At 56.4% G+C, this 18,160-nt stretch carries 15 protein-coding genes; 13 read left to right on the top strand and 2 right to left on the bottom strand.

Going from position 1 to position 18,160, the window contains the following annotated elements; translation table 11 throughout:
• Positions 1-36: 36 nt before the first annotated feature.
• The 10 genes from iolD to dgoD all read left to right on the top strand — a co-directional run bounded on the left by iolD (position 37) and on the right by dgoD (position 12,410).
• Complete coding sequence (gene iolD, locus D3P08_RS05270) at positions 37-1,902, top strand: 3D-(3,5/4)-trihydroxycyclohexane-1,2-dione acylhydrolase (decyclizing) (RefSeq protein WP_119598384.1); 1,866 nt, start codon at positions 37-39, stop codon at positions 1,900-1,902.
• A 33-nt stretch (positions 1,903-1,935) separates the two neighbouring features.
• Positions 1,936-2,853, top strand: coding sequence for a myo-inosose-2 dehydratase (iolE, locus tag D3P08_RS05265; protein WP_119598383.1), 918 nt, complete (start codon positions 1,936-1,938; stop codon positions 2,851-2,853).
• A gap of 3 nt (positions 2,854-2,856) precedes the next feature.
• Positions 2,857-3,879, top strand: a complete 1,023-nt coding sequence (gene iolC / locus D3P08_RS05260; protein ID WP_119598382.1) for a 5-dehydro-2-deoxygluconokinase — start codon at positions 2,857-2,859, stop codon at positions 3,877-3,879.
• A 34-nt stretch (positions 3,880-3,913) separates the two neighbouring features.
• Positions 3,914-5,371, top strand: coding sequence for a CoA-acylating methylmalonate-semialdehyde dehydrogenase (locus D3P08_RS05255; RefSeq protein ID WP_276311126.1), 1,458 nt, complete (start codon positions 3,914-3,916; stop codon positions 5,369-5,371).
• Between the two features lie 92 nt (positions 5,372-5,463).
• The gene (iolG, locus tag D3P08_RS05250; RefSeq protein ID WP_119598381.1) at positions 5,464-6,477 is read left to right on the top strand and encodes an inositol 2-dehydrogenase; all 1,014 of its coding nucleotides are present in this window, start codon (positions 5,464-5,466) and stop codon (positions 6,475-6,477) included.
• 27 nt (positions 6,478-6,504) lie between these two features.
• The gene (gene iolB / locus D3P08_RS05245) at positions 6,505-7,332 is read left to right on the top strand and encodes a 5-deoxy-glucuronate isomerase (protein ID WP_119598380.1); all 828 of its coding nucleotides are present in this window, start codon (positions 6,505-6,507) and stop codon (positions 7,330-7,332) included.
• A gap of 64 nt (positions 7,333-7,396) precedes the next feature.
• A complete protein-coding gene (locus D3P08_RS05240; protein ID WP_119598379.1) occupies positions 7,397-8,407 on the top strand; it encodes a LacI family DNA-binding transcriptional regulator in 1,011 nt (336 codons plus the stop codon).
• 171 nt (positions 8,408-8,578) lie between these two features.
• Positions 8,579-9,814, top strand: coding sequence for an MFS transporter (locus D3P08_RS05235; protein WP_119598378.1), 1,236 nt, complete (start codon positions 8,579-8,581; stop codon positions 9,812-9,814).
• A 191-nt stretch (positions 9,815-10,005) separates the two neighbouring features.
• The gene (locus D3P08_RS05230; protein ID WP_338068703.1) at positions 10,006-11,166 is read left to right on the top strand and encodes a family 43 glycosylhydrolase; all 1,161 of its coding nucleotides are present in this window, start codon (positions 10,006-10,008) and stop codon (positions 11,164-11,166) included.
• Between the two features lie 95 nt (positions 11,167-11,261).
• The gene (gene dgoD / locus D3P08_RS05225; protein WP_119598377.1) at positions 11,262-12,410 is read left to right on the top strand and encodes a galactonate dehydratase; all 1,149 of its coding nucleotides are present in this window, start codon (positions 11,262-11,264) and stop codon (positions 12,408-12,410) included.
• 105 nt (positions 12,411-12,515) lie between these two features.
• Here the strand turns inward: dgoD and D3P08_RS05220 are convergent, their stop codons facing one another.
• Together D3P08_RS05220 and D3P08_RS05215 are read right to left on the bottom strand one after the other, a co-directional pair.
• Positions 12,516-13,802, bottom strand: coding sequence for a glycoside hydrolase family 27 protein (locus tag D3P08_RS05220; RefSeq protein ID WP_119598376.1), 1,287 nt, complete (start codon positions 13,800-13,802; stop codon positions 12,516-12,518).
• A gap of 106 nt (positions 13,803-13,908) precedes the next feature.
• Positions 13,909-14,793 (bottom strand): AraC family transcriptional regulator, encoded by an 885-nt coding sequence (locus D3P08_RS05215; protein WP_119598375.1) that lies wholly within the window; start codon positions 14,791-14,793, stop codon positions 13,909-13,911.
• A gap of 415 nt (positions 14,794-15,208) precedes the next feature.
• Between D3P08_RS05215 and D3P08_RS05210 the strand changes: the two genes are divergently transcribed.
• From D3P08_RS05210 to D3P08_RS05200, 3 genes are all read left to right on the top strand, one after another.
• Positions 15,209-16,372: an AbrB family transcriptional regulator gene (locus tag D3P08_RS05210; protein ID WP_119598374.1), complete on the top strand. Its 1,164-nt coding sequence runs from the start codon at positions 15,209-15,211 to the stop codon at positions 16,370-16,372.
• Between the two features lie 160 nt (positions 16,373-16,532).
• Positions 16,533-17,234, top strand: coding sequence for an S-layer homology domain-containing protein (locus D3P08_RS05205; protein WP_119598373.1), 702 nt, complete (start codon positions 16,533-16,535; stop codon positions 17,232-17,234).
• A gap of 172 nt (positions 17,235-17,406) precedes the next feature.
• Positions 17,407-18,081: a hypothetical protein gene (locus D3P08_RS05200; protein WP_119598372.1), complete on the top strand. Its 675-nt coding sequence runs from the start codon at positions 17,407-17,409 to the stop codon at positions 18,079-18,081.
• The last annotated feature ends 79 nt before the right edge of the window (positions 18,082-18,160 follow it).

Here is an 18,160-nt window from a genome sequence, read left to right as displayed (position 1 = left end):
TTAAGCGCTTAATCCAATTGCAAAGGCGGGAATCGGATGAAGACGGTCAAATTATCTATGGCGCAGGCATTGCTTCGCTTTCTTAACAACCAATACGTATCGGTTGACGGTACGGAAACGAAATTCGTCAAAGGCGTTATGGGCATTTTCGGGCACGGGAACGTAACGGGCATCGGCGAGGCGCTTGAACGGTGTCCCGGCGACCTTGCTTTTATACAGGGAAAAAACGAACAAGGCATGGCGCACGCAGCAATTGCATTCGCGAAGCAGAGCGGGCGGAAGCAAATTTACGCCTGTACGTCCTCCATTGGACCAGGCGCGCTGAACATGGTGACGGCGGCCGGCACGGCGACCGTCAACCGGATTCCGCTGCTGCTGCTGCCCGGAGACAACTTCGCATGCCGGCAGCCCGATCCGGTGCTGCAGCAGCTGGAGATTCCAAACGATTATACGATCTCGGCAGTGGATGCCTTCAGGCCCGTAAGCCGGTACTGGGACCGCATCGTCCGCCCGGAGCAGCTGATGACCGCCGCGCTTCAGGCGATGCGCGTGTTGACCGATCCGGCGGAGACGGGGGCGGTCACGCTGGCGCTGCCGCAGGATGTGCAGGCCGAGACGTACGAATACCCGGAATCGTTTTTCGCAAGAAGGGTGCATGCGATCGACCGCCGTCCGCCGGCTGCCGATGCCATAAGGCGAGCGGTCAGCCTGCTGGCCGGCAAGCGAAAGCCGCTTCTGATTGCGGGCGGCGGCGTACATTACAGCGGGGCAACGGCCGAGCTGGAAGCCTTCGCCTCGGCATTCGGCATTCCGGTTGCCGAGACGCAGGCGGGCAAAAGCGTACTGCCTTGGGAGCATCCGCTGAACATGGGCGGCATAGGCGTAACGGGTACGCTGGCGGCTAACCGGTTAGCGAAGGAAGCGGATGTCATCATCGGCGTCGGCACCCGGTATTCGGATTTTACGACCTCGTCGAAATCCGCGTTTGGCAACCCTGAGGCGAAGTTCATCAACCTTAACGTAAGCGCGTTTGATTCGGCGAAGCTAAGCGGCGTAGCGGTTACGGCCGACGCGAAGGAAGGCATCGCCGCGCTGCACGCCGCTCTTGCCGAGGCGGGCTACGCAAGCGGCTATGAAGCAAGCGAGCTCGCAAGACGCAAAGCGGAATGGAATCGAGAAGTCGACCGGCTATACGCAATCGAGCATGACGCGGGATTGTCCCAGACGCGGGCGCTCGGCGTCATTAACGAAACGCTGCAGCCGTCCGACGTTATCGTCGCGGCAGCAGGCAGCCTCCCCGGAGACCTGCATCGTCTATGGCGCCCGTCCGAGCCCGGCACTTACCATATGGAATACGGCTTTTCGTGTATGGGCTATGAGGTCAGCGGCGCGTTCGGCGCGGCGCTGGCGGCCCCAGGCCGGGATGTCTACGCCGTCGTCGGGGACGGCAGCTATCTGATGCTGCATTCCGAGCTGATGACCAGCCTGCAGGAAGGCGTGAAGCTCACGGTCCTGCTGTTCGATAACAGCGGCTTCCAATGCATCCACAACCTGCAGAGAGGGCACGGCAGCGACGGCTTCGGCAACGAATTCCGCTTCCGGGACGCGGCGAGCGGGAAGCTATCCGGCGGTTACATGCCGATGGATTTTGCCGCTCACGCGCGCAGTCTGGGCGCGCGGGCTTACACCGCGCACACGGCCGAGCAGCTGCGCGAGGCGCTCCTTCAGGCGCGGAAGGAAGCGGTGTCGACGCTGATCGAAATCAAAGTGCTGCCCGGCACGAACTCGGACGGCTACGAATCGTGGTGGCGAGTCGATGTGCCGGCGGTGTCCGCCAGTCCGAAGGTCGAAGCGGCGCAGCGCGCCATGGCGGAAGGGATCAATAAGGCAAGGGTGCTGTAAGCGGCGGAAGAAAACTGTGGGGAGGGCGCTAGCATGCGGAAACAAAGAGCTTTTCGAATCGGGATTCATCCCATCAATTGGGTAGGAGAGGATGTACGGGAGCATGGGGCGGACACGACGTACGAAACGATTCTTAACGATATCCAGAGACTCGGATTAACCGGCACGGAGATGGGGCGCAAATATCCGCAGGAGAGGGCCGAGCTGAGACGGGAGCTGGAAGCTCGGGGCATTCAGCTCGTGTCCCAGTGGAAGTCGGTGCTGCTGTCCGACCCTGCGTATCGGGAGCGGGAGCTTGCAGCCTACCGCGCGCATGCCGAATTTCTTAGCGAGATGGGGAGCACGGTCATCAGCACGGCGGAGGTCGGCGGTTCGCTTCATTTCGACCCGCGCCGCACGCCGAACGAGAAGGAAGTGCTCCGCCTCGACGACGCCGGCTGGCACTGCCTGGCAGAGGGGCTGAACGCCGCGGGCGGCATTGCCCGCGAATACGGCCTGAAGCTTGCGTACCATCATCATGGCGGTACGGTTGTGGAGTCTCCCGACGAAATCGACCGTCTTATGGAGCTGACCGACCCGTCGCTCGTCTGGCTGCTTTACGACACGGGGCACGCCTATTATGGCGGGGCCGATCCGCTGCAGCTGCTGCGGAAGCATTACGAACGCATCGCCTATATCCATTTAAAGGATGTCCGCCCCGCGGTTCTGGACGAGGCGCGGGCCGAAGGGGCGGATTTTGTCACCTGCATCCGGAAAGGCGTGTTCACGGTGCCGGGAGACGGCTGCATCGATTTTGCGCCCATCGTGTCAGAGCTGGCCGCTCGGGGCTACGACGGCTGGGCAATGCTTGAGGGCGAGCAGGATCCGGCGCTTCATCCTCCGTTCGAATACGCGCGCAGCGCTCTGCGCTATATTGACGCTCTGCTGGAAGCGGCAAGCGGAAAGGAGTAAACGATGACGAACAAACCAATTTCGTTCGATGCGTCGAAGCCGCTTGACTTCGTCGCCGTCGGCCGTCTTTGCATCGATCTGAACGCGAATGAAATTAACCGCCCGATGGAGGAGACGGTCACCTTTACCCAATATGTAGGCGGTTCGCCGGCGAACATTTGCATCGGCATGTCCCGGCTGGGGCTCAAAACCGCTTTTATCGGCAAAGTCGCAGACGATCAGATGGGCCGGTTCATTACCGGCTATCTTGAACGGGAGGGCATCGACACTTCCGGCGTAACCGTCGATCGGACGGGAGCCGTCACCGGGCTTGCTTTTACGGAAATTAAAAGCCCGACGGACTGCAGCATTCTCATGTACCGGGACAATGTCGCGGATTTGAAGCTGGAGGCTGGGGAAGTGCGCGAGGAGCTGATCGCCGGCGCGAAGCTGCTGCTGATCTCCGGCACGGCGCTTGCGAAGAGCCCGTCTCGCGAAGCGGTGTTCCAGGCGCTGGATTACGCGAAGCGTCACAGAGCCGTAATCGCCTTCGATCTCGATTACCGGCCGTACACGTGGACGTCCGACGAGGAGACGGCGGCTTACTATAATCTCGCGGCTGAGAAGTGCCACATTATTATCGGAACGCGGGAAGAGTTCGACATGATGGAGCGCCTCGGCGGCAATCCGACGCGAGATGACCATATTACGGCGGCGAAATGGTTCCAACATTCGGCGGGCATCGTCATTATCAAGCATGGCAAGGACGGTTCGATCGCGTATACGGACGACGGCGCTTCGCACAGGGCGAGAAGCTTCCCGGCCAAGGTCGTGAAGACGTTCGGAGCGGGCGACTCCTATGCGGCGGGCTTCCTCTACGGTCTGATGCAGGGCTGGGATATTCCTGCGAGCATGGAGTTCGGCAGCGCCGCCGCGTGCATCGTCATTTCCAGCCATAGCTGCTCGGATGCGATGCCGAAGGCGCCGCAGGTTCACGACTATATCGAACGCTGCCTCAAAGGCGAGATTGCCGGCACGAGCAGCTAGGAAGACGATCGAACAAAAAAGAGGGGAGCAACCGATGATGAGCGAAAGCGTGAAGACGTTGAACAACTTGATTGGCGGACAATGGGTGCCTTCCCGTTCCGGCAGGACGGAGCCGGTCTATAACCCGGCTACGGAGGAGGTGCTGGCCTATGTGCCGATCTCGACGCGGGAGGAGCTGGACGAGGCGGTCGCCGCAGCGAGAACGGCGTTCCGCAGCTGGAGCAAAACGCCGGTACCGCGCCGCGCCCGCGTTCTTTTCAAATACCAGCAGCTGCTGGTCGATCATTGGGATGAGCTGGCGAGGCTCATTACATTGGAGAACGGCAAAAGCTTCACGGAAGCATATGGCGAAGTCCAGCGCGGCATCGAGTGCGTCGAATTCGCGGCAGGGGCGCCGACGCTGATGATGGGCAGGCAGCTTCCGGATATCGCAACGAATCTGGAATCGGGGATGTATCGATATCCGATTGGCGTCGTAGGCGGCATTACGCCGTTCAACTTCCCGATGATGGTGCCATGCTGGATGTTCCCGCTCGCTATCGCATGCGGCAATGCGTTCGTCCTAAAGCCGTCGGAGCGGACGCCGCTGCTGGCTGTCCGGCTCGCCGAGCTGTTCGCGGAGGCGGGGCTGCCGGCGGGCGTGCTGAGCATCGTCCATGGCGCGCATGATGTCGTGAACGGCATTTTGGAAAACCGGGACGTAGCGGCGGTTTCGTTCGTCGGCTCGCAGCCGGTTGCCGAATACGTCTATAAGAAAGGCACGGCAAGCGGGAAGCGGGTGCAAGCGCTGGCCGGCGCAAAAAATCATTCGATCGTCATGCCGGATGCGGATCTGGATGCAGCCGTTACTCAAATCGTCAGCGCGGCTTTCGGTTCGGCGGGAGAGCGCTGCATGGCTTGCGCGGTCGTTATCGCCGTTGGCGACGTTGCCGAGCCGCTCGTTGCGAAGCTGCGCCAAGCGGCGGACGACATTAAGATCGGCAACGGCATGGAGGAGAGCGTCTTCCTTGGACCTGTCATCCGTGACTCGCATAAGGAGCGGACGATAGGGTACATCGAGTCCGGCGAGCAGGAAGGAGCGACTTTGCTGCGCGACGGCCGCAAGGATGCGGCGGTCAGCGGCGGAGGCTATTTTGTCGGGCCGACGATCTTCGATCACGTAAGCTCCGAGATGAAAATATGGCGGGACGAAATCTTCGCCCCGGTCTTGTCCATCATGCGCGCGTCTTCGCTGGATGAGGCGATTGAAATCGCCAACCGGTCTGCGTTCGCCAATGGCGCTTGTCTGTTCACCAGGGATGGCGGCAGCGTCCGCCAGTTCCGGGAGACGATCGACGCCGGCATGCTGGGCATCAATCTCGGCGTTCCCGCGCCGATGGCGTTTTTCCCGTTCTCAGGCTGGAAGGATTCGTTCTATGGAGACCTTCATGCGAACGGCACGGACGGCGTGGAGTTCTATACGCGCAAAAAAATGGTGACGGCTCGCTGGTAAGCAGCAAGCATGCGGAGACGCAAGTCATATTTCATAAAGGACAGGCGCGAAGCCGAAATCGGCGGCGCGCCTGAATCGGAAGGAGCGGCAGCATGAAAAAGGTTAAAGTTGGCATTATCGGCACAGGCCGCATCGGCAAAATTCATGCCGATAATCTGCTCCGTATGGCGGAGGCGGAGGTTGTCGCGATCAGCGATTTGTTCGTCACCGAGGAGCTGAAGGCTTGGGCGGGGGCACGCGGCATCGGGATCGTCACGCCAGACAGCGCTGAACTGGTACGGCATCAGGAAATCGACGCGCTGTTTATTTGCTCGTCGACGGACACGCATGTGCCGTTGATCATCCAAGCCGCGGCAGCGGGCAAGCATATCTTCTGCGAGAAGCCGGTCAGCATGGATGCCGTAAGGACCCGAGAGGCGCTCGAAGCGGTCCTGATGGCCGGAGTGAAGCTGCAAATCGGCTTCAACCGCCGATTCGACCATAACTTCAAGCGGCTGCGCGAGCTAGTCGGCCAGGGGCGCGTAGGCGTGCCGCATCTTATCAAGATTACGTCGCGGGATCCGAATCCCCCTAGTCCGGCTTACATTAAAGTGTCCGGCGGCATCTTCATGGATATGGCGATTCACGATTTCGACATGGCCCGTTATTTGGCCGGCAGCGAGGTCGATACCGTATTCGCCCAAGGCGCGGTGCTCGTCGATCCGGTGTTCGGGGAATTGGACGATCTGGACACGGTTATTACGACGCTGACGTTCGAGAGCGGCGCGCTCGCCGTCATCGACAACAGCCGCCGCGCAGCGTACGGCTACGATCAGCGGGTTGAAGTTTTCGGCTCCCGAGGAGCTGCAGCCGCCGACAACGACTACCCGAATACCGTTGTTGTCAGCGACGAAAACGGCGTCGGCCGCGATAAGCCGCTTCATTTTTTCCTCGAAAGGTATAATGAAGCGTACGTCGAGGAGGCAAAAATGTTCATCGACAGCGTGCTGCATGACCGTCCGCTCCCGGTTGAAGGCTTCGACGGGCTGCAGGCGGAGCTCATTGCGCAGGCCGCAAAGCGGTCCGTCAAGCTGGGCAGACCGGTCAAGCTCAGCGAACTGGCATAAATGGAGCAGAGAGGAGAGCGAATCCTTATGGTCAATCTAATTGTACCGCCGAGGCCGGCGCCAGATTCGGACGGCTGCGTGCTATCGGTCACGCCGCAATCGGCGGGGTGGGATTATGTCGGCTTTGAAGTGTACCAGCTAGCTCAGGGTCAGACGCTACGGCGCGAGACGGGCGAGCATGAGGCTTGTCTAGTGCTGCTAAGCGGCAAAGCGGACGTCGCGACGAACGCCGAAAGCTGGAGCGGCATCGGCGAGCGGATGAGCGTGTTCGAGAAAAAGCCGCCATACGCCGTCTATGTGCCAAGCGGAGACCGCTACGCCGTGACGGCGTTGACGGAGCTTGAGGTGGCGGTATGTATGGCCCCTGGCAAGGGAGGGCGCGGAGCGCGTCTCATTGCGCCGGAGCAGGTCGTCATCGAGCAGAGGGGCAGCGGCAGCATGGAACGGCTCGTTCAGCATATCTTGCCGGAGAGCGAGCCCGCTGACAGCCTGCTTGTCGTCGAGGTGTTCACGCCCGGCGGCAACTGGTCGAGCTACCCTCCGCACAAGCATGACCAGGATAACCTGCCGGAGGAGTCGCTGCTCGAAGAAACGTACTATTATCATACAAATCCGTCCTCGGGCTTCGCGATTCAGCGCGTCTATACGGACGACCGCTCGCTTGACGAGACGCTAGCCGTGCGCGACGGCGAGACGGTGCTCGTGCCAAGAGGATATCATCCCGTCGCGGCACCTCCAGGCTACGACGTCTATTATTTGAATGTGATGGCCGGACCGAACCGTACTTGGAAAATTCGCAACGACCCTGAACACGAATGGCTGGCGCCTCCGCAGACGGGACCAAGAAATCGTTGAAAGCGCTCTCCAATTGGAGCATAATGGAAGTGCGATTCGATTCGAGCGAATGGAGAACGGAATGATGAAACCGACCATTTATGATATTGCCAAGGAAGCGGGCGTGTCCATTGCTACCGTATCCCATGTCATTAACGGGAAGGGGAAAATCAGCAAGGAGCGTCGAGAGGAAATTAGGCGTATCATGGCGCGTATGGGCTATAAGCCGAGCATGATCGCTTCCGCGCTTACCAGCAAGAAGACTTATGCGCTGGGATTGCTCGTGCCGGACATATCCAACCCCTTTTTTGCCGAGATTGCCAGGGCGGTCGAGGACGAGGGGCAGCGTTACGGCTACAGCGTCTTCATATGCAGCACCGATAACAACGACGAAAAGGTCGAGCGCTATGCCGCCCTGCTTCAGCAGAAAAAGGTGGACGGCGTTATTATCGGGACGGGGATGAAGGAGCCGTCGGCGCTTGAGCCGCTGCTTCGCAACGGCGTTCCGACCGTGTTTCTTGCCCGCGAGTTTCCGTCGGTACGCGTTCCGACAGTTGTCGTGAACGATTACGCGGGCGGCGCTGCCGCTGCTCAGCATCTCATCGAGCTGGGGCACCGCCGTTTAGGCGTGCTTGCCGAGCAGGACTCGATCAGCAGCAGCAGAGAGAGGGTGCGCGGGTTCAGGCAAACCGCCGAAGCGGCCGGTATTTGGCTCGACCCGGCTTTGATTATTAGCAGCGGCATCAAAGAGGGCAAGGTCAAAGCGCTTGAGCTTCTGCAGAGGGAGAATCGTCCGACCGCCATCTTTTGCTGCAACGACTTGCTTGCGATCGGGGCGCTTCAAGCGGCCAAAGGAACAGGCCTGAGCATACCATATGACTGCTCAATTGTAGGATTCGATGACACGGTGCTCGCTTCCGTTACGGATCCGCCGCTTACAACGGTTGCTCAGCCGATCGAACAGATGGGGCAGACGGTCGTTCAGCTTCTACTCCGCCATATCGGTCAGCCGGGGGAGCCGCCCGAACGAATCGTGCTGCCTCCCGTACTCTCGATACGGCAATCTTCCTCAGAACCAGCGTGCGATAAACGATAATCTCTTTGCCGATAGGCGGAAGGGGTTATCGTTTTTTTTTTGAGGTTGACATTTATTTCGTTCTATACTGTGCAGACAACAAGCTTTACTTCTAGTAGAATGCTCTTATTAGATACCGTACCGCCATATTTTATGCAACTTGTAAGCTTGAAAGGATGGAATAACGACTTCATGGAAATATCGCAACCAGACAATAGCCTTCCGGGAAAGGCGAAAGGCAGCTTCCCCATTTCACTGCTCTCGCTAACCGTCGGCGCCTTCGCGATCGGCATGACCGAATTCGTCATTATGGGCATTTTGCCTAACGTAGCGAGCGATCTTGGCGTCAGCATTCCAGCGGCGGGCCAGCTGATCACGATGTATGCGCTGGGTGTTGCTGTCGGCGCACCGATTCTGACGCTGCTGACGCACCGGATTCCGCAGAAAAAGCTGCTGATCGCGCTTATGCTGCTCTTTATCGCGGGTAACGGCTTATCCGTCATCGCTCCGAATTATGCTGTCCTAATGGGCGCAAGAGTGCTTACCGCGCTAACGCACGGCACCTTCTTCGGCGTGGGGGCGGTCATCGCGGCCAACCTGGTCCGTCCGGACAAGAAAGCGGGCGCCGTCTCCGTCATGATGGCCGGCCTGACCATTTCGAATATTCTTGGCGTGCCGCTTGGCACCTATATCGGCCAAAATATGGGCTGGCGCGCAGCTTTCGGGGCCATTGCCCTCATGGGCGTTGTAGCGCTGGCCGGCATCATCCTACTCATTCCGCGCTTGCAGCAGCCGAAGGCGTCCAGCATTCTTCAGCAGGTAGCGGCGTTGGTTAGTCCGAAACTGATGGTGTTCCTGCTCATTTGCGCGCTGGGCAACGCGGGTCTGTTTGCGGTCTTCACCTACATTACGCCGCTGCTTGTCGATATTACAGGATTTGCTGAACATAGTGTGACCTGGATTCTAGTATTATTCGGCATAGGAGTGACCGTCGGCAATATGATTGGCGGCAAACTGGCGGACTGGAAGCTTATGCCTTCGCTTCTGGGCACATACATCGTTGTCGTTCTCGCTTTAACGGCGTTGACCTTTACGATCCGCAGCGAAATTGCCGCCGTTGCGACGATCTTTGTTTGGGGAGCGGGCTCTTTCGCCGTAATGCCTGGCTTGCAGGTCCGGATTATGGGCATCGCCAAGGACGCTCCGGCATTAGCCTCCACATCCAGCCATTCCGCGGGGAATCTCGGCAATGCGGTTGGCGCTTTCGTCGGCGGATGGGTGATTATGCATTTGTCGCTGGCGTCGCTTCCTTGGGTCGGAGCGATTCTGGTAGGCCTGGCTCTGGCGATCGGCGCCGGCAGCATGCTGATGGAACGGCGGGCGGCAGTTAATCCTGATAAAGAGATAAACGTAAGAACATATGGGTAAGCATACACAGACGCTCATCGCCACGAGCGTCTGTTTTTTTGGCTATAAGGAATAAAATGCTCGGTTCGGCTGTGTGCATTTTTACAAAAAAATAGTTGATTTCCATTATAGTTAATCCTTTCAAAGAACGTTAAACTGTTACTTGAGGGAGCAAGCAGGCAATGCGTAACAGATTATAGAAGGAGCGAGCGATGAACATGAAAATAACAGCTGTTGAAGAGTGTGCGATTGTAGTTGCGGCAGGCGATTCGTTGCGGCTGCCTCAGCATATCGTGGCGGAACTGGAAGGCGGCATGCGTGAAAAATTCCCGGTCGAATGGCAGCCGGTCGAACCGGCGCTGCTCGAGAAGCCGGGAAGCTTTACGGTAACAGGAACGATTCAGGAGGATCGTTATCCGAATCCTCTCGTCCCGAATCGCGCGGATCCCTATGTGTACAAGCACACGGACGGCTATTATTATTTCACCGGTTCCGTGCCGGAGTACGACCGGCTGGTGCTTCGACGCTCCCGGACGATTGCCGGTTTAACGGACGCGGAGGAGACGGTCATTTGGACAAAGCATCAGACAGGCGAGATGGGCAACCATATTTGGGCGCCGGAGCTTCATTATATTCAAGAGAAATGGTACATCTATTTTGCGGCAGGCACGGCTGAGGACAAATGGGCCATCCGTCCTTATGTCCTGGAATGCTCGGATGATAATCCGCTAACGGGCGTCTGGGCGGAAAAGGGGATGATCAAGCTTCCGCTTGACAGCTTCTCGCTGGACGCGACGACTTTCGAACATCAGGGTCTTAGATACTTAGTATGGGCTCAGGCCGATGACGGCTCATGTCTATTTATCGCGAGAATGGATACGCCTTGGTCGATAGCCGGCGAGCCGGTGAAGCTCACATCGCCGGAGTACGACTGGGAAATTCAACGGTTCCGCGTCAACGAAGGGCCAGCGGTATTGCAGCGGAACGGCCGCATATTTCTGGCTTATTCGGCAAGCGGTACGGATGACCGGTATTGTATGGGGTTATTGACGGCCTCCGATTCAAGCGATCCGCTGGATCCGGCATCGTGGTCGAAATCGAAGGAGCCCGTGTTAGTCAGCGATCCGGCCGCTTCCGAGTACGGTCCGGGACATAACAGCTTTACCGTTTCCGAGGATGGTACGGCCGACTTGCTCGTCTATCACTCACGGCCCTATAAAGAGATCAACGGCGATCCGCTTTACGATCCCAATCGTCATGCACGCGTTCAACGGCTGTTATGGAGAGAGGACGGCACCCCCTATTTCGGTTCGCCGGGATGGAAGCTGGATTCGAACGGATTCGCCGCGACAGCCAAGGTGACTGTTCTTTAGAGGAACGGTTGTACCATTCTCATTCATAAAATCGTTGTTGGATTAATAGGCATGCATGGTATGAAAGATAACGAGAATGAAGAGGAGCTGACGGGATGAAAATTCGTTCCTTAGAACTGTTCAAGGTTCCGCCGCGATGGCTTTTTCTAAAGGTGACGACGGACGACGGGGTGATCGGCTGGGGAGAGCCGGTTGTGGAAGGGCGTGCCGATACGGTGCGAGCTGCTGTGGAGGAGCTGTCCGATTATTTGATCGGCAAGGAAGCGGGAAACATCGAGGATTTATGGCAGGTGCTGTACCGAGGCGGCTTCTACCGCGGCGGTCCGATCTTAACCAGCGCTATCAGCGGGATCGAGCAGGCGCTGTGGGATATTAAAGGGAAGCGGCTTGGGGTGCCGGTCTATGAGCTGCTCGGCGGCAAAGTGCGCGATAAAGTGAGGGTATACGGCTGGATCGGCGGCGACCGGCCTTCGGATACGGCAAGCGCGGCGCTGGAGAAGGCGGCGCAGGGCTACACCGCTATCAAGATGAACGGCACGGAGGAGCTGGATTGGATCGATTCCTACGGCAAAGTGGAGGCGGCGGTCGCCCGTATAGCGGCAATTCGCGAGGCGGTCGGTTACGGCCTTGACGTCGGCATCGATTTCCATGGCAGAGTACATAAAGGGATGGCAAAAATATTGGTGAAGGAGCTGGAGCCGTTCAAGCCGATGTTCATCGAAGAGCCGGTGCTTCCGGAAAATAACGAAGCGCTCAAAGCAATCGCCGGCTACACGTCGACGCCGATTGCGACGGGCGAGCGGATGTATACGCGGTGGGGCTTTAAGTCGCTGCTGGAGACAGGCGCGGTCGATATTATTCAGCCCGACCTTAGCCATGCGGGGGGCATCTGGGAAGTGCGCAAAATTGCGGCGATGGCGGAAGCCTACGATGTTGCGGTCGCTCCGCATTGCCCGCTCGGACCGATCGCGCTGGCGGCGTCGCTGCAGCTTGACTTCTGTACGCCCAATGCGTTTATTCAGGAGCAGAGCCTTGGCATCCATTATAATGAAGGCTCCGACCTGCTTGATTATTTGGCGGATCCCGGCGTCTTCGAGTATAAGGACGGCTATGTAACCGCATGGAATAAGCCGGGACTCGGCATTGAAATTGACGAGGAGAAAGTGAAGGAGATGGCTGCGATCGGGCATTCCTGGCGTAATCCGGTATGGCGCAACCGCGACGGCAGCATAGCCGAATGGTAGTTATAGAATGAACAGCGAACGTTAACGCCACCTTCGTGAAGGTGGCGTTTTTGCTGAGGCGTTATGCTGTTCGCCATAAATCGAAGAAAAGGCGGGTGAATGGCGTTAAGCTTTCGTTAATGCAAAGAACGCCGAAGCATGAGGCGGCAGCGAAACGGCGATCTGATCCGAGACGCTATCCCTATCCCGCTGTTTCCATAGATCTCTTACAGCGTACTTGCCGGTTAGGCCTAACTGGTCCAAAGAGACGGCTACTTCCGTCTCCTCTTCGCGGAGGTTGAACAGCGCGACATACACCTGTCCGTTGGAATCCTCGGAGCTCCATACGGTACGGTCTTCCTGACGGTATACCATTCGCGGGCTGCGGCCCTCCTTATGGGCTCTTAGAACATCCTCATTGGTGAGGAGAGACAGCGTCCAATCATCGTTATCCCGCAGCTCTCCGCCGAACATAAGCGGCGAGCGGAAGATGCTCCACAAGGTCATCATGGTCACCTGCTCATCCTTCGTAAAGCGGGTCCAGCGGTCCGCCCCGCCGCCGTCGACAGAGCGGATGCCCAGATGGCCAAGCGGCAGCATATCGCAATCTGGCCAAGACCCAAGCCCTACGTGCGGAGCCCATTTCTCAGCCCGCTCGAACATTTCGTAAAGCAGCCTCCATATATCCCAGAAGTCGTCCGTCATCCGCCACATGTTGGCGTTATCCCGCAGAAGCTCGGCATATTCGAGCGGGGCGGGACCGGGCGATAAGCTGAGCACCATCTCGCGTCCGCATTTATCGATGGCGCGCCGGATCATTTGAATCTCTTCCGCATGGATGCCGTACAGCCTCGACGCGGCAATGTCGTCTACCTTCACGAAGTCGACGCCCCATTCCGCATAAAGCTCGAATAAGGAATCGTAATAAGCTTGCGCGCCTTCCTTGCGCGGATCGACCCCATACATGTCAGTATTCCAAGGGCAGATTGAATTCGTATGCGCAATGTCTCTCGCCGTGGCGTTCGTTCCCTTAATCGGCGTGCCCGCATGCACCGCCTGGCGCGGAATGCCGCGCATGATGTGGATGCCGAACTTCAGTCCCAGACTATGCACATAATCGGATAGAGGACGGAAGCCTTTCCCTCCGGCTGAAGAGGGAAACCGATTCGCTGCAGGAATTAATCTTGAATATTCGTCCATCTCGAGGGGGACAAACGGCCTGTACTGTGAAGATACTGCGCCGGGCTCCGACCACTGAATATCGACGACAACGTACTCCCAGCCGAACCGATGCAAATGCTTGGCCATGTATTCCGCATTTCCCCGAATCTCTTCTTCGCGCACCGCGGCTCCGTAGCAATCCCAGCTGTTCCAGCCCATCGGCGGCGTTTCAGCCCACTGATGATGATTCATAAGCGACACTCCCTGTTATTATTTTGCTCTATTTAAATAAAAGTATAGATCAAATAAATCGGGGTATCTACGCGAAGTTATTGCTCGTATTTGCACTATATTGCTCTTACCTTAAGGTCATTCGATTTACGGGCAGCATGGCATTGCCGTGACGGTAATCGCTGGGACTGCACCCGATATGGTGCTTAAACACCTTCGTAAAGTAACTGCCGCTCGTATACCCGACCTGCTTGGCGATCTCTTCAAAGGATAACGCCGTATTTTTGATCAAATCCACAGCTTTCTCCAGCCTGATCTGGGTTAAATGCTGGATAGGCGTCTGGCCCGTCGTGCGGGTAAAAAGGCGGTTGAAATGATATTTGGAAAGCCCGGCATAGTCGGCGATTTGTTCAAGGCCTATCGGGTGCTGATAACGATCGTTCATAAATTGAACAGCATCACGAAGCGATTGCGGCCACTCTTCTTGGGAGGAGGAGGGGAGCCGGCTGAATCGGTAAAGCTCCATGATGAAATGATAGACGAGCGCAGAGGCCCGAAATATATCATCAATCCGGTCCATGCTTGCTTCGCGGTATATATTATAAATGGAATGAATCGGCGAGCTGTCCAGCGGGATCTTGGGAACAGGACCAACCCGCTGGATAATATTCTCCCATATATCCGTTAAATGAGAAGGGCGGACGAGGATGAAAATAAACTCCCAGTGGTCGCTCTGCGGCGGCAAATAATAATGGTGGTCACCGGGTATTTCCACCATGAACGCATGATTAGGCGAGACGGTATAAGGCGTACCGCCGATTTCCACAATGCCGTAGCCTGAGAGAGTATATTGGAATAAGTAAAGGGGCCCGTCCTGCCTTTGGCGTCCATGCCAGCAGTAATCCCGATTCGTGACCCTGTAATACCCCGCACAATATAGGTTCAACAGTGAGTCCATATCAGGCTCGGAAAATCGATATCCGTACACGCCATGTCGAATGGATTTGAACATGCGAATTCTCCTTCATTGGCTTTCAGAAGTAACAGACGGAAAAATACAAGGTTAATAATAAAATTATAAACGAAGCAGGTGTTGATATGAAGCAAGTCAAGTATGAGAGCCAGTTGAACGGGTTGCGAGGAGTCCCTCATGGTCCGGGGTCTTTCATCAATGCGAGTCTGCGTCTTTAGTGGATACGGCCTTGTCGGCTGAGCCTATAGAAAATAATTTCATTGAAATATCCGGAGACCGCACGTCGCAATTCAGCAGCTCAAGGCTCGGGTCGGTGATGATGTTCAAAGTGAGCGAGGAAGTGCCGAAGGGAGCGCTTCGGTCGTTGTAGGAATAGGGTGGCGTGTTGGAAGCCTGCGGACTAGCCGTTCCATTGCTATAATAGAAGGAAACGGTTAGGAAAGGGCTGAAAGACATGATAACAAAGAGCATTCGGAGCCAACCAGCCCGTATATTGGTTTCACTTTTATCCGCAATCATCGGCGGCGTCTTGTTTGAATGGCTGCATATTCCCGTTCCTTGGCTTCTTGGGCCTATGGTCGCGGCGTTAATTGGCTCTTCCGTATGGAAGGAAGGCTATCATTGGCCGATGTCGGTGCGAAATGCCAGTATGATTACGGTCGGGTATACGATGGGGCTGGCGATGACGGGGGAGGCGCTCCGGGAAATCGGCAGCCAGCTGCCTTATATGGTAATCATGACGGCGCTTCTGCTGCTATATTGCGCGTGTATCGCCTATGTCGTGTCCAAATTGTCGAAATCGGATTATAAAACGGCGCTCATGAGCAGCATTCCCGGCGGACTTTCGCAAGTGCTCATACTGGCTGAGGAAACGAAAGGCATCAATATTACGGTCGTAACCGTCACGCAGGTCATGCGGCTGATGATGATTGTCATTTGCGTGCCGCTCCTTGTGTACAGCCCGTTCTTAGGTCTTGCGGAAGGAGCGGGCAACGAGGCGGCGGCTTCCGAGCCTTTGGCGGCAGCGACGGCCGAAGCAGCTAGCTGGAGCGGGTTGTTTCCGAATGTGCTGTTATTCGCTGCGGTAAGCATCGTATTTGCTTTTGCCGGTCAAAAGCTGAAGCTGCCTACCGCTTTTTTGCTGGGGCCGCTTATAGGCGCTTCGTTATTGCAGTTTCTTGGCGTCCATGGACCAGCGCTTCCGAATGGAATGATAAATGCAGCCCAGTTAAGCATCGGCATTTATGTCGGACTTATGCTGAAGCCTGCCAAGCTTCCGAACAAGCTTCGGACAATAACGCTAGCGGCTTTCAGCGGTATGCTGCTTATCGCAGGGGCTATCGGGTTAAGCTTACTGTTAACGAAGCTTGAGCCGGTATCTCTTGCGACTGCGCTTCTTAGCCTTGCGCCTGGCGGGATGGACCAGATGGGCGTCATCGCCCATGCGGTCGATGCGGATTTATCGATGGTAACGGGCTATCAGCTGTTTCGTATATTTTTTATTTTATTTATCGTGCCGCTGCTATGGCGTTTCCTATTTAAGCCGGGCCCATCAAGGAGGTCCGGGGAAGAGCTGAAGACAAGAGACGCCGGCGGGGACGCGCATAATACGGAGTAATGAGTATTTCCTGATGCACGAGCCGGCGCCGCCGGCTTTTTTTCGTTTTTCAGACTGTTTTAACTCTTGTCCAAAAAATTTTTTTTAGCGTGAAAAAAACGAGACTCTTGAATTGTATTCCTTATGTAAGGCAACCCAAATTCTAAACGAGGTGAAAAAAATGAAAACAACGTTCAAAATGCTGGCTTTATCCGCTGCAACCGCGGTTTCCTTAACCTTTGTCAGTCATAGCTATGCGGCCTCCAGCTCCTTCACGGATCTTACGAATATCGCGGCAAAGGATAAAATTATAGCTTTGCAGGAACAAGGCATCGTCCGCGGCATTTCGGAAACGTTATTTGCCCCGAACGAAACCATCACGGCGGCACAAGGAATTCAGCTTATTGTAAACGCCGCTAATTTAAATCTGGATCTTGTAAGGTTTCTCGTAGAGCCAAAGGCGACGGATTATTTCAAAAACGCTGACGACGATGCGTGGTATGCGAATGCGCTGATTACGGCAAGCGTGAATGGCGTCGAACTGCCGGCCGACCTGGATCCGAACAAGAAATGGACGCGCGAAGCGTTCACTCACTATCTCATCCGAACGATTGAAGCGCACAGCAATTTGCCGATGATGAATCTTGCTCCAGTCGAGATTAACGACGAAGAGGACCTAACGATCGAATACAGCGGATCCATCCAGCGGGCGCTTGCTTATGACGCCATGAAGCTGGATGAGCAAGGGAACTTCCGTCCAAAAGCCGAGATCTCCAGGGCTGAAGCGGCGGAGCTCATCTACAATGTGCTCGAATACGTCAAAGCGCATCCTGCTCCATCGCCGCAGCCGGAGCCGGAGACGGGTAGCGAAACAAACGCATAAAATTGATGGTCCGAGCCGTCGGGTTGGAGAATACTTGCCCGACAAATCGCTGATTGGAAACGCCGCCTTGATGAAGGCGGCGTTTTTTTACGATGAGGGTGCAGGGATATTCGAACGATTCGTCGAAAGGAGTGCAAACGAGTTGATTTTTCCACTGCTAGGAGGTTAATCGATGAACGCTTCCGCAAATGAAAAGCCCATCCACAGAGTGATTGCGAGAGCCCAGCTGAAGCCAGGCAGCGTAGAAGAGGGGATAAGAGCAGCGATGGAGGATGTGTCAGGCAGGCGGCGGATAGAAAGCGGGCAGCTGATGACGTTTGGCTGCTTCCGCTGGGAGCGCAATTTGTTCCTTTATGCGGAATGCGTCGGAAAGAAGCTGGACGCGGAAGAGCTCCTGCCAATCATGTCGCCGTATTTGGAGCTATGGCCGGGACATGAGCAGAAGCGCCTTTGGATTCCGATGATCGATGTCTTTCATTTCAATGAACCGGCCTGCCCAGACCACTGGAAGCGAAAGACGGAGGTGGAACGCCGCGCAGGCAGGGTTGCCCATCTTAAGCCGGAGATGGCGGCCAGCTATATTTATTACCATTACCAGCTCCAAGAAGAGCGGGCGTTTCACGGACCGAAATATGAGATCATTGCGATGCACGAAAATCTGCTGTTCGGTTACCAGGAGTTTCCGGCAATTGTAGAGGCGCCGGTGCTTCCGGGGCGGCTTGACACACATGGAACGCCGGAGGAATGGAAGGACTCGCGGATGGATTTGCACTTCCAGCCTTGGCCGGACGGTCATTTATATTTCAAGCAGGTGGAGACTCTATTCGCTTATTATGGCTTCGAATAATGAAAACCCCAGCCGATTCGGTCATCGCTGCCCGGCTGGGGTTGGTATTGCCGCATGTTGCGGCCTTCATAAAAAGATG

Origin of the sequence: Paenibacillus nanensis (assembly GCF_003583765.1) — a bacterium.
In the GTDB taxonomy this organism is placed as follows: domain Bacteria; phylum Bacillota; class Bacilli; order Paenibacillales; family Paenibacillaceae; genus Pristimantibacillus; species Pristimantibacillus nanensis.
This window is presented reverse-complemented; position numbering and strand designations above follow the sequence as displayed.

Excerpts from the sequence above, each read along its gene's own strand:
- iolD (WP_119598384.1), top strand. The coding sequence starts at position 37 with ATGAAGACGGTCAAATTATCTATGGCGCAGGCATTGCTTCGCTTTCTT.
- iolE (WP_119598383.1), top strand. The coding sequence starts at position 1,936 with ATGCGGAAACAAAGAGCTTTTCGAATCGGGATTCATCCCATCAATTGG.
- iolC (WP_119598382.1), top strand. The coding sequence starts at position 2,857 with ATGACGAACAAACCAATTTCGTTCGATGCGTCGAAGCCGCTTGACTTC.
- D3P08_RS05255 (WP_276311126.1), top strand. The coding sequence starts at position 3,914 with ATGATGAGCGAAAGCGTGAAGACGTTGAACAACTTGATTGGCGGACAA.
- iolG (WP_119598381.1), top strand. The coding sequence starts at position 5,464 with ATGAAAAAGGTTAAAGTTGGCATTATCGGCACAGGCCGCATCGGCAAA.
- iolB (WP_119598380.1), top strand. The coding sequence starts at position 6,505 with ATGGTCAATCTAATTGTACCGCCGAGGCCGGCGCCAGATTCGGACGGC.
- D3P08_RS05240 (WP_119598379.1), top strand. The coding sequence starts at position 7,397 with ATGAAACCGACCATTTATGATATTGCCAAGGAAGCGGGCGTGTCCATT.
- D3P08_RS05235 (WP_119598378.1), top strand. The coding sequence starts at position 8,579 with ATGGAAATATCGCAACCAGACAATAGCCTTCCGGGAAAGGCGAAAGGC.
- D3P08_RS05230 (WP_338068703.1), top strand. The coding sequence starts at position 10,006 with ATGAACATGAAAATAACAGCTGTTGAAGAGTGTGCGATTGTAGTTGCG.
- dgoD (WP_119598377.1), top strand. The coding sequence starts at position 11,262 with ATGAAAATTCGTTCCTTAGAACTGTTCAAGGTTCCGCCGCGATGGCTT.
- D3P08_RS05220 (WP_119598376.1), bottom strand. The coding sequence starts at position 13,802 with ATGAATCATCATCAGTGGGCTGAAACGCCGCCGATGGGCTGGAACAGC.
- D3P08_RS05215 (WP_119598375.1), bottom strand. The coding sequence starts at position 14,793 with ATGTTCAAATCCATTCGACATGGCGTGTACGGATATCGATTTTCCGAG.
- D3P08_RS05210 (WP_119598374.1), top strand. The coding sequence starts at position 15,209 with ATGATAACAAAGAGCATTCGGAGCCAACCAGCCCGTATATTGGTTTCA.
- D3P08_RS05205 (WP_119598373.1), top strand. The coding sequence starts at position 16,533 with ATGAAAACAACGTTCAAAATGCTGGCTTTATCCGCTGCAACCGCGGTT.
- D3P08_RS05200 (WP_119598372.1), top strand. The coding sequence starts at position 17,407 with ATGAACGCTTCCGCAAATGAAAAGCCCATCCACAGAGTGATTGCGAGA.